Source organism: Segatella copri (assembly GCF_009494395.1).
Lineage (GTDB): Bacteria > Bacteroidota > Bacteroidia > Bacteroidales > Bacteroidaceae > Prevotella.
Genome location: NZ_VZCB01000095.1, coordinates 152,291 through 163,401, shown reverse-complemented (window position 1 = coordinate 163,401; position 11,111 = coordinate 152,291). Strand labels below are relative to the sequence as shown.

Sequence of the window (11,111 nt, the reverse complement as noted above, 5' to 3'; positions counted from 1 at the left end):
ATTAAAGGGTTACACTTATATCTAATAAACGCAGACCGTATCAAAAACTTGCATGAGATTTCATATTTTTCTTCATGTGCAATATAAATCACCCTATCAAGAATTTTGTGAATCAATAAGTCAATACGACAGTGAATATCCAAGCGTCAAAGATGCGACCATTCTCAACTAAAAGCATTTGTCCCTCCGTAGAGTTGCAGGACAATGGCTGTTTTCTCTTTTGCTCCGTACAACCTCTTGAAGATATCATCACGAAGTTGCGCTGCACCATTGGAGGTTAGACGGAAGCAAATGGCAACAACCATAGGGAATCCATACAGCGTTTGCCAAACATCTTTGGAAAGTTTTTGCCTCTTTTGGACTTCCGACATCAACAACATACCTTCTTTATATATGGCTCTTATCACGGCTTTGAGCCTCGGGGTTGTGACATAAAGCATATCTACCAACTCATTTTCACTCATCCACAAGTCCTCCACATTGGACGGAATGGAAAGCCTTCCATTTCCGTCCACGGTGATTACAGTCCTTTTCATGCCATCCCTCCCATTGCAGGCAAATGCCCCTTGATTCGACTTTCAAAGACTGATATGTCATGGTCAAGTTTGGTGCTTGTCACCTTGGCATATATCTGTGTCGTGGTGATATTCGTGTGACCAAGAATCTTGCTCACGCTCTCTATCGGCATTCCGTACTCCAAGGCTAAAACAGCCCAACTATGACGTGAGACATGAAACGAGACACGCTTCTTGATGCCACACATTGCAGCAACTTTCTTTATGCGCTTGTTGATGCTGTCAAGGTTGCCGATATTGAACAAGTGACTTCCTTTTCTGAAAGCCTTGTATCTCCCAATAATCTGCATGGGAATGTCCATCAACTTGATTTGGAACGGAACGCCTGTCTTCTGACGCTTGGAAACAATCCAAGGAGCACCGTTTATCATGCTGATGTTATCTTCCGTCAAGTTTTTGATGTCGATGAAAGATATACCTGTCCAACAGCCAAAGATAAAAAGGTCTCTCGCAAATGCCATGTTCGGGTCATCCAACTTTATCTGTGTCATGGCGGTAAGCTCGTCCAAGGTCAAGAACTCACGTTCCTTGTGGTCTGGGTCAACGTGGTACATGGCAAATGGATTTCTCGGTATCTTGCCGTTGTAGTGAGCTGCCGTTACAATATGCTTCAGTGGTATGGAGTAAATCCAAATGGAGGACTGCGCAAGTCCGACGACATTCTTCAGATACAGGCAATAGTCACGGATGAATTCCTCAGTAAGCTCGTTCATGGACATATCGCTACGCTTGTACTGATACTTGATGAAATCGGCAACATACTTTCTTACCGTCAGATACTTGCGGTAGGTGTTCTTGGCTCTATCCTTGCCCACACGCTTGGCAAAAGCTGCGTTCTCCTTGTCAAAGGCTCTGAGCAATGTCTCGTATTCCGTGCCTATGCCTTGGTAGGCGTTTCTCACCATTTCAGCGGTAACGAACGCCTCACGGTCGGAAAGTCGTTGGTAATGCTTGGCGATTTGAGCCTTGATGTTGTCAAGCGCAAAGTTCACCTCCTTGGCTTCCTTGCTCTTGCCAATGGCTCTGTTGCCCTTGGCATCCCAGATTGCCTTGGTCACGCTCTGCTTGCAACTGAACTGTGCGATAGTTCCGTTGATTGTCACTCGCCCCATGATTGGGACAATTCCATTTCTCTCCTTGCTTCCATTTACATAGAAGACTGTCTTGAAAGTGCATCTCATAATTCTTACTTTTTTGTTCGGTGCAAAATTAAACTATGAGAGTTGCATGGCAAAATCAAAACTTACGCAGAACGGGGAAATATGAACCGTCACCGTTAAAAATGCTTATTAGGGCGTTTCTGCGAGGTAATGATTTGAAAGCGTTTCTATTTCGTCAATCTGCGTTTTTTGCTTTTCCTCATCTGTGCCACTTCAAGCCAATGACTGCCACAACCACTTGAAACTCAAAATAAAAGCATCATTCTGCTATTTCTTGCTTTTTTAGGCGTTATTTTCATGCAAAAAACATGAAAAACTCGGTTTTTGCAACAATTTGGTTTGTAGTGCTTTATCAATAGTGTCCTTTGCGGAAAGCTTCTTTTTATCTATCTTTGCATCAGAAATTTCGAACATCGGAGTTTATGTTATGCTACGTTTATATAAATGTCAGCAGACTAAAAACTGAGCACGGCTCTGGTGGCTTGGGGATGAATAACATAAGTTGTCCTATATGACCCAAGTAAGTGCTAGGCAACGATTAATACCTCATAAAATATGAAAAAGGTATTATCTATAGGAGAAATCCTCAATGAGTATTTACTCCACAGCAACGCCCCTCTGGCTGCGGCTTATCGCAAGCACGTGCAGGAGATGATGGCAAGTAATGAATCTGTTGATTATATCAGGAAAGGAAAACGGTATGATTAATAAAGATTCTAAACAGAAATTGGATGAAGTAGTGGCTCTGGCTGCTCAGTTGCAGACAGATCCACAGAAGCTGGTTCAGGCTCTTGCTCCGGGGGCTGCTCAGCAGCAGGACAGGGATAGCTTTTTCAATGTGTCCACTTTAAAAGAGGACCTGGAGAAAGGACGGAAAATGAAACCTCCGAAGGAACTTATTCCCCATATTCTTGTGGAGCATGAGACTACGATTCTCTTTAGCGGCCCGGGTGTGGGTAAAACAGTCCTCGCCATTCAGATAGCTATCGAGTTGGCTGAACAGGGAATGCGGGTACTTTATGTCAACTTTGAGCTTTCGACTCAGCAATTGGCTCTGAGATATCCCAACAAGGATAGTCCTGATACACTCTACCACGCTAGCATCGATTATACCAAGATGCACGATGTTACCGACCAGAGCATGATTCTTTCTGAGATTGAGCGAATGGCACTGGAACTGAATATAGAGGTGATAATCATAGATAACTTTACCAATCTCTGTATCAATTCTAAGGAGGCAGCTGAAGCTGGAAAAACCATGCAGCAACTGGTAGCTATGCGTATGACTCACAACTGTACCATGCTCATCCTTGCCCATACGCCTAAGCGCAAGCAGGGCGATCCGCTTACAATCGATGACCTGGCTGGTAGCAAGCTTCTCAGTAACTTTGCCGATAACATAATTGGTTTCAACAAATCGAGAAAGGACAAGGATATGCGCTACTTCATCCAACTGAAGTATCGTTCTCTCCCAATCGAACTTGATTTCAAGAACGTGCAGGAACTTACGTTGACCAGTTCTGACGGATGGCTCCATTTTGAATATGGTGGCTATGATGAGGAACGGGCTCATCTGCCAAGATCAAGAGATGAAAGGGCAGAACTGGAGCGCGATATCATTCGTGAACTCAAGCAGCCTAACGGTTCTTCTTATCGGGATATTGCTGACAAACTGGGTACCAGTTCGAGTATGGTTCAGCGTGTTGCCAAGAGCAATGGCTTGAACAGAAAAGGCAAGTAAGCCTTACAAGAAGTAAGTATTTGTATCAGGGATGTATCATTCCGATTTTTGATACAAAATGATACTTAATTAATTGATATAGATATAGTTAAGCCGTATCATGAGTGATACGGCTGCTGTATCTGATACAAAGGGAATGTATCATCTTTGATACATGATAACCTTCTGAATATCAATAGGTTAATGATTGTTTTGTGTCGATTCGGAAATGATACACTCTGATACTTTTTTTTTATCATTAAATTTCAGAAAAAATGAAGAATGATATAAGATTTATTTTGGAGCGCTATCATGCCGGTGGAGCCAACCGCTATGTCTGTCCTCAATGCGGACGCAAGAAGTGCTTTACCGATATGTGGACCTGGAGACGGGCGAGTATGTGGCTGAGGACTGTGGTAAATGCGACCATACGGCATCCTGCGGCTATCATTATCCACCACGTCAATATTTCCATGATCATCCGGAGCTTAGCTGCAGGGATGATTATCAGACGGAATACGTAAACGGTAAACCCTTGCTGGGATTGGAAAAAAGGAGACAGGGCTCAGATAACGACCTGAACGTTCATAAGAACAGACTGATGACGCAACCGCAGGATAGGCGACAGACTGAGTTCTTCAGCCCTGAATGGGTACAGAAGGCAATGCTGAGACCGAGTGCTTTCAGTATGTGGTTTAAAGGTCTGAACATCGGTGGTGATGCCCGGCAGGTGCTAGCCGATTATTGTGTGGGAGGTACTGCCCGAGACGTCGTTGTGCAGGGGGTGAACTATGGCAGGGCAGTGGTGTTCTGGCTGATAGACGAACAGCAGCGGGTGCATGATGCCAAGCTGATGGCTTATCGCAATGACGGTCATCGGGTACAGGGATGGGCCAATACCATGCGTTCCATCTGCGAACGTTCTCATGTCGGACCGCAACTTCAGAATACCGAAAAGGTGCTCTTTGGACAGCATCTGCTTCCCCGCTATCCCGATAAGACGGTATGCATCGTGGAGAGTGAGAAGACATCGCTTATCTGTGCCTGCCGCTATCCACAGTTCCTGTGGCTGGCAACGGGCGGATGTGGCAATCTGCAGACCGATAAGCTGCTCCCCTTGCAGCATCGAAGACTCGTGGTTTATCCCGACAGCGGAGAGTATGACAAGTGGAAGGAGCAGATGGCTAAGAGCGGATGCCGGGATTATAGGGTAGTGGACTTCATGGAGCAGTTTGAGGCGAATACTGATATTGCCGATATTCTGTTGGGTGAGGCTCAACAGAAACCCGAAATCCTGCTGCCACCTCCTTCTGATGTCTGCCCTTTCTAAACATAAGGTTTACGCTCCGTAAGTATCATCTTTACGAGGCGTAAGTATGGGGGTAATAATTTTATTCATTGTGTAATTTCAAAAGATTGATAATATGACAGAATTTAAAGTCAGAGCCTATGGCAAGTCAGAGCTTGCCTGGCTTTATTTTCCAACAGCCAATTCGGCTCATACGGCTGTGAATCACTTGATGGCTTGGGTACGTCGCAACCCGGATCTCGTAAATGGGCTCCATAAGTTAGGCTATCGTAAGTCGGCCAAGTTTTTCACTCCTAAGGAGGTGGCTCTTATCATTGAATACCTGGGTGAACCGTAAAAAATCCTTATAAAGTATGCTATCTCACGCAACGTATGCTATCGTCTGAATGACCTTTCAAAATGTTGTATCTTTGCTATGTAAACCAAAGGGGTTTACTCGATGAAACTCTCTGACGGACAAGGCGATGGATCCTATGCCTTTGAAGAAAAATAGAGATGTGGATTAGACAGTAATTAACTCAAAATTTTGAAAGGTATGATTAAGTACGTTTTGAAGCAGAACAAGAACAAGAAGAGTCTTGCTTTTGGTAAGTGGTATGCTTTCCCTGTGGTAGAAGAGACGATGGATTTGGCAGAACTTGCCAAGCACATGGAGGAGCACAATACGGGATTCACTGAGGCGATGTGCCTGGGTATGATGACTGCCATGGTGAAGTGTATCAAGGAGCAGCTCCTGGCTGGTAAGAATGTGAAGATTGACAACCTTGCCATCTTCAGCGTGGGTATCCGCAATAAGGAGGGAGCCAAGACTGAGGCTGAATTTACTGCGGCAAACAATATTGCTGGTGTGAAACTCAGAGCTCGTGCTACCGGTACCTTGAGCAATGCTAACCTTAACAGTTCTGCCAGTGTGAAGAAGGCTAGTGTTGTGAGTAGTGCTTCAACCAGTGAAGGTGGTAATACTCCATCGGGTGGCAATTCCCAAACTGGTGACAGTTCTTCAGACAATAATGGCACCAATGTTGGCTTATAATACAAATTCCTATTTATAAGTTGATAATTAAGTATGAAAAATCCCTCGTCCGATTCTTTTCGAACGAGGGATTTTACATTATTCTTTTGTTTTCTTTCTTCCTTAAAATAAGGAATTTACTTCTTCTTAGTCAGCACATAGTGCTTAGCCATGGCGCCTTCTGGCTCAGTTCCGAGCGAGTCGGTCATGATGAGACTGTTGGCATCCTTTACCTTGAAGTAGGTTGTCTCGCCGCTGGATGGGCGGGTGATTTCCACCATGTTGTTAGCCAATACCTTGAAGATACCGCTTGCTTCGTCGTGACCATCCTTGCGCTCCAGATAGTCGGCTGAGTACTGATAGGTACTGTCGGCATTGAGCGTCAATACAGTCTTGATTCCCGGGCAGTCGGCAGCAGGGAGTGTTCCCTCATAGGTGCCGGCGATGGAATCGAGCACGATATCGTTAGAATTGAGCGAATCATTTCCTGCATAGCTGAGGCTATCTTGATCAGCTCCCTGGCTATTTGTCTTCTTGCCATTGCAAGAGACAACTGACAATGCAGCGATAACGGCTGCTGTCAAAACTAATTTCTTTTTCATACTATACTGCTTTTTTAAGTGAATACTTATTTTATTGAATACATCCCTTCTGGGTTTATAGAATGCTTCCTTTAAGAGTCCTTCTCCTGGGGATAAATTCTTTTCGCAAAAGTACGCTTTTATCTATTACGAGCAAACTTTTTGCATAGAATTTATAGAATATTATACTATTTTCTCAATTGATGATGACTGGCACAATCTCTTCTTCGTCAGGCCAATGAGGCAGATAGAGGAGCGGGCGAGGGGTTCCCCCCAAGCCCGTCCAATCTATCTGTTTCACAAAGTCGAAATCGGGAGGACCGAAGTCAAAACTTCTGCCATAAAGTACGATGGCACCTCTGCCTTCGTCTATCTTCCACAATCCGCCGCCGTAGGTGCATTGCTCGCCTGGAGCCAGCATGTCGCGATGCAGGTAGACGTGACCGAACTTCAGCACTCCGTCTCTATTGATGATGAATTTCTGAAACATCTCTATTTCTTCTCCCAGAACATTTTGTCGATGAAATCATAGCGCTTCTCCATCTGGGCATCAGATTTCACGACGGTATTCTCATCAATCTGAAGCACTGGGGCTACTGCCTTGCCGTTGGTGGATGGCCACTCCGGCAGACCCAGACCATTCGGATTGCCGGTCTTTATGAAATTGACGTAATACTGGTTGAAGATGTCGCTGATCATGTAATCGTCAGGCTGCCAGTCGAATACGCGGTTGGTTGGCAATGTGCCCATTGCATACTCGATGTCGGCAGAGTGAACGGCACCCTTATCTCGTGGAGCAGGAGCTGTACCTTCCTTGGCATCTACCACGCCGCCAGCCAAAGCTGCCACCTTGCCCTTGATTGCCATCGCAGGACGAGGATGACAATAGCGGTAGCGGTAAACTGGCTGTCCGCCGGTCAGCTTATGCATGTTGCCCCACTTCCAGGTAGTATAATCGAGGAAGATATCCGAAGCCAGATCTACACCCGGCTGCTCCAACACATCCTTGTCGCTGTTGATGCCGTAAAGGCGGAAGAGCTCATCGATGTTCTCTGACCCGAAAGTAGCCTTGGCGCCAGCCTTCAGATTTTCTACGGTAGGTTGTTTGCCCATCAATACCGCCCATGGAGTCATCTCCTGGTTGTTACCGCCAATGAGCAGAGGCACTTTGGTCTGTTCGCCCTTGGCAAATACCTCTACAGGCTGTTCTTTCATGAAATATCCGTCGATGTTATAGACCGGAACGGCTCTTATGCCCGCCAGTTTCATCAGTTTCTCGGCAGGCAGGGCACGAAGTTCGTCGAGGTTCTTCATTCCTACGTTCTTTTTCACCTTCTTGCCTGTTTCCTTACCCATCTTTTCGGCTATTTTCTGGGCAAGCTGCACGCCTTTCTCCTCGGCTTCCTTCTGGGTGGCAATCTTCTTGAATCCCATCACCGAACCGCTGGAACCCATTGCCTGGGCAAAGAGTCCCTGGCAGAGAGGGGAAGCCATCAGGGCGCTAACCGACATGGAACCAGCCGATTCGCCCACGATGGTGATGCGGTTAGGGTCGCCGCCGAAGGCCTCGATATTGTCCTTCACCCACTGGATGGCAGCCACTTGGTCCATGAAACCATAGTTGCCGGAACCCTTATAGGAGGTCTCCTTGGAGAGCTGAGGATGAGCGAAGAAGCCGAAGATGCCTTCACGATAGTTGGCTGTGATGGAGATGATTCCCTCGCGCGCCATTGCATCGCCCGCATATCTAGGTTCGCTTCCGCTACCAGCCATCAATCCTCCACCGTTGAAATAAATCAAAACCGGCAGATGCTCCTTCATGGTCTTTGCCGGAGTCCAGATATTCAGATAGAGACAATCCTCGCTGTTGGTCTTCGTACCGAAGTTCATATCGCCGAAGATGGGTTCCTGCATCGGGTTCGGTCCGAACTCCTTTGCCTCGCGAACGCCCTGCCATTTCTGGACTGGCTGAGGAGCCTTCCAGCGGAGATTTCCTACCGGAGGGGCTGCGAACGGAACACCCTTGAAAACTGTGATGCCTGAGAGGTCTTTTCCTTCGAGGATACCTTCGGCAGTCGTTACCTGAGTTTGCGCCATCATTCCCATACCAGGGTGCAGAAAGGCGATGGATAAAAGTAGTTTCTTCATACCTTAATCTTTAGTTTCTTAAATTTCATAGAATCGTTTTGCAAATCTTGATTATGCATTTCTGCAATGATAATGCAAAAATAAACAAAATATCGGTAACTTGGTTTGTTTACCTCAATTTTTTTTCATATTTTTGCAGAATATAATGTTGTATCTTTAAAATCCTAATGATTATGATGAAAGGTTATGAACAGAAGAAGTATCCGGTAGCCACCAAGCGCTACGTGCAGTGGTTGGAACTGGAATCTGATGAGGAGGCTATCCGTGAATATCGCCGCCTGCATTCAGAAGGTGTGCAATGGAAGGAGATTCGTGACGGAATCCGTCAGGTTGGTATCCTGGAGATGGAGATTTACATCTTCGGCAACCGACTGGTGATGGTTGTGGATGCTCCCGTAGATTTCGATTGGGACAAGAAAATGGCAGCGCTCGCCACCCTTCCTAGACAGGCAGAGTGGGAGGAAGTGGTAGGCAAGTTCCAGAAGTGCGGCAAGGGTGCTACGAGCGATGAGAAGTGGCACATGATGGAGCGCATTTTTTATCTTTACGATTAAAACAGTAAAGTATGAAGAAAAACCTAAATGATTTCAAGCGTCTCTTGCTGACGGCTTGCTGCACCTTGGTGCTTTCGTGTGGCTGGGCAACGGTCAACGAAAAACCTTTTGTAATCCCTGAACTCAAGCAATGGAGCGGGGCAGAGGGTATGTTTACCCCATCGGGCAAATACGTGGTGAAGGGCGGAAAGAACGCCCAGAAGGTGGCGAAACTCTTTGCTGCCGATTATCATGACCTGGTGGGGAAAACGCTCACGCCTAAGACGGGAAAACCCTCTGCCGGCGACATTGTGCTGGTGCTCCAGTCTGATAGGAAATCAGCCCGACTGCTCGGCAAGGAAGGCTATCGCCTCACCATCGGTGACGTAACTACCATCACGGCTTCTTCGGTAGAAGGACTGGTATGGGGAACCCGCACCGTGCTGCAGCTTTCAGAGCAGCAGCGTTCGGCAGGTTTCGTGCTGCCAAAGGGTTCTGCCCAGGATACGCCTGCCTATGGGCTGCGAGGCTTCATGATGGATTGTGGCAGAAAGTTCATCCCGATGTCTTATCTGCGCTCGCTGGTCAAGATGATGTCTTATTACAAGATGAACACCCTGCAGATTCATCTCAACGATAATGGATTCCGACAGTTCTTCGGTAACGATTGGGCGAAAACTCCGGCAGCCTTCCGCCTGGAATGCGACACCTATCCGGGACTTACGGCGAAGGATGGCAGCTATTCCAAGGCTGAGTTCATCGAACTCCAGAAACTGGCAGAGCAGTATGGCGTCAACATCATCCCCGAGATAGATGTGCCTGCCCATTCGCTCGCCTTCACCCTTTACAAGCCGGAAATCGGTTCCAAGGAATATGGCATGGATCATCTCGACCTCTTCAATCCCGAGACCTACAAGTTTGTGGATGGGCTCTTCAAGGAGTATCTGGAGGGTAAGAACCCCGTGTTCCGGGGCAAGGTAGTGCATATCGGAACCGATGAGTATTCCAACGCCAAGAAGGAGGTGGTGGAGAAATTCCGTTACTTCACCGACCATTATATTAAATATGTGGAGTCGTTTGGCAAGCAGGCAGCCGTTTGGGGCGCACTTACTCATGCCAAGGGCGACACCAAGGTGAAGTCGGAGAACGTGATGATGCTTTGCTGGTACAATGGTTATGCTGACCCGAAGGAGATGAAGCGCCTGGGCTATAAACTGGTGAGCATTCCTGACGGATTGGTTTACATCGTTCCGGCAGCGGGCTATTATTACGATTACCTGAATTGCCAGTATCTTTACGATTCTTGGACTCCGGCGCAGATTGGCAACGAGAAGTTCAAGGAGAACGACCCTGCCATTCTCGGCGGAATGTTTGCCGTATGGAACGACCATGCAGGCAACGGCATTACGGTGAAGGATATTCACGACCGACTGTTCCCTGCCCTGCAGACGCTGTCGGCAAAGTGCTGGACGGGTGCAGCCACCTCTTTCTCCTTTGAAGATTTCAATCGTCTTCGTCTTGCGCTCAGAGAGGCTCCTGCGGTTAACGAGGCGGCACGCTGGCAGAAGGGCAAGCAGCTCTGGATAGAGACATTGAACCCTGGTCAGACCACGGGCGAGAAGGAAGTAGGCTATGGCTATCGGGTGGAGTTCACCATTGAGGGAGCTGATGAGCCGAAGGGCACGGTGTTATTCTCATCAGATAACGCCATCTTCTATCTTTCTGACCCTGAAAGCGGCCAGCTTGGTTTTGCCCACGAGGGTTATCTCAACAAGTTCAACTACAGGGTAGAGAAGGGAAAGAAGGTAACCCTGGCGATTACGGGCGACAACAAGAAGACTTGTCTTTATGTAAATGGCAAGTTGCGCGAGGAGTTGGGGCCTATCACTCTTTATGCGATGCAGCAGAAAGACCTGGCTACATTCCAGAAGAGCGATGCTACAGCCACTCAGCCTATCGTGTATAATCCTTCTGCCAAGATGCACTATCAGCGCACCCTGGTGTTCCCGCTCCAGAAGGCAGGCGATTTCAAGAGCCGGATTACGGGAGTGAAGGTGGAGCAGAAGTAAGTAG

12 protein-coding genes are annotated in these 11,111 nt (G+C 47.2%); 7 read left to right on the top strand and 5 right to left on the bottom strand.

Features of this window, described 5'->3' with window-relative positions; translation table 11 throughout:
- Nucleotides 1-164 precede the first annotated feature (164 nt).
- Both F7D73_RS13775 and F7D73_RS13770 read right to left on the bottom strand, forming a co-directional pair.
- Complete coding sequence (locus tag F7D73_RS13775; RefSeq protein WP_153125578.1) at nucleotides 165-536, bottom strand: hypothetical protein; 372 nt, start codon at nucleotides 534-536, stop codon at nucleotides 165-167.
- Nucleotides 533-1,756, bottom strand: coding sequence for a site-specific integrase (locus F7D73_RS13770; RefSeq protein ID WP_153125576.1), 1,224 nt, complete (start codon nucleotides 1,754-1,756; stop codon nucleotides 533-535). The genes F7D73_RS13775 and F7D73_RS13770 overlap by 4 nt, the downstream gene beginning before the upstream one ends.
- A gap of 534 nt (nucleotides 1,757-2,290) precedes the next feature.
- Here F7D73_RS13770 and F7D73_RS13765 point away from each other — a divergent pair.
- The 5 genes from F7D73_RS13765 to F7D73_RS13745 all read left to right on the top strand — a co-directional run bounded on the left by F7D73_RS13765 (nucleotide 2,291) and on the right by F7D73_RS13745 (nucleotide 5,797).
- Nucleotides 2,291-2,443, top strand: a complete 153-nt coding sequence (locus tag F7D73_RS13765; protein ID WP_153125574.1) for a hypothetical protein — start codon at nucleotides 2,291-2,293, stop codon at nucleotides 2,441-2,443.
- Entirely contained in the window at nucleotides 2,436-3,476 is a 1,041-nt protein-coding gene (locus F7D73_RS13760) for an AAA family ATPase (protein WP_194256927.1), read from the top strand. The genes F7D73_RS13765 and F7D73_RS13760 overlap by 8 nt, the downstream gene beginning before the upstream one ends.
- Before the next feature lie 325 nt (nucleotides 3,477-3,801).
- Nucleotides 3,802-4,785, top strand: coding sequence for a DUF6371 domain-containing protein (locus tag F7D73_RS13755; RefSeq protein ID WP_153125570.1), 984 nt, complete (start codon nucleotides 3,802-3,804; stop codon nucleotides 4,783-4,785).
- 94 nt (nucleotides 4,786-4,879) lie between these two features.
- Nucleotides 4,880-5,101: a DUF4248 domain-containing protein gene (locus F7D73_RS13750; protein WP_153125568.1), complete on the top strand. Its 222-nt coding sequence runs from the start codon at nucleotides 4,880-4,882 to the stop codon at nucleotides 5,099-5,101.
- Nucleotides 5,102-5,299: 198 nt separating this feature from the next.
- Nucleotides 5,300-5,797, top strand: coding sequence for a DNA-binding protein (locus F7D73_RS13745; protein WP_153125565.1), 498 nt, complete (start codon nucleotides 5,300-5,302; stop codon nucleotides 5,795-5,797).
- Between the two features lie 116 nt (nucleotides 5,798-5,913).
- Here F7D73_RS13745 and F7D73_RS13740 read toward each other — a convergent pair whose 3' ends face one another.
- The 3 genes from F7D73_RS13740 to F7D73_RS13730 all read right to left on the bottom strand — a co-directional run bounded on the left by F7D73_RS13740 (nucleotide 5,914) and on the right by F7D73_RS13730 (nucleotide 8,505).
- The gene (locus tag F7D73_RS13740; protein ID WP_153125563.1) at nucleotides 5,914-6,378 is read right to left on the bottom strand and encodes a copper resistance protein NlpE; all 465 of its coding nucleotides are present in this window, start codon (nucleotides 6,376-6,378) and stop codon (nucleotides 5,914-5,916) included.
- Nucleotides 6,379-6,553: 175 nt separating this feature from the next.
- On the bottom strand, nucleotides 6,554-6,847 hold the full coding sequence (locus F7D73_RS13735) for a hypothetical protein (protein ID WP_153125560.1): 294 nt from the start codon (nucleotides 6,845-6,847) through the stop codon (nucleotides 6,554-6,556).
- 2 nt (nucleotides 6,848-6,849) lie between these two features.
- A complete protein-coding gene (locus F7D73_RS13730; protein WP_153125558.1) occupies nucleotides 6,850-8,505 on the bottom strand; it encodes a carboxylesterase/lipase family protein in 1,656 nt (551 codons plus the stop codon).
- A gap of 176 nt (nucleotides 8,506-8,681) precedes the next feature.
- Between F7D73_RS13730 and F7D73_RS13725 the strand changes: the two genes are divergently transcribed.
- Entirely contained in the window at nucleotides 8,682-9,059 is a 378-nt protein-coding gene (locus F7D73_RS13725) for an L-rhamnose mutarotase (protein ID WP_153125591.1), read from the top strand.
- Between the two features lie 11 nt (nucleotides 9,060-9,070).
- Entirely contained in the window at nucleotides 9,071-11,107 is a 2,037-nt protein-coding gene (locus F7D73_RS13720) for a family 20 glycosylhydrolase (RefSeq protein WP_153125556.1), read from the top strand.
- Nucleotides 11,108-11,111 lie beyond the last annotated feature (4 nt).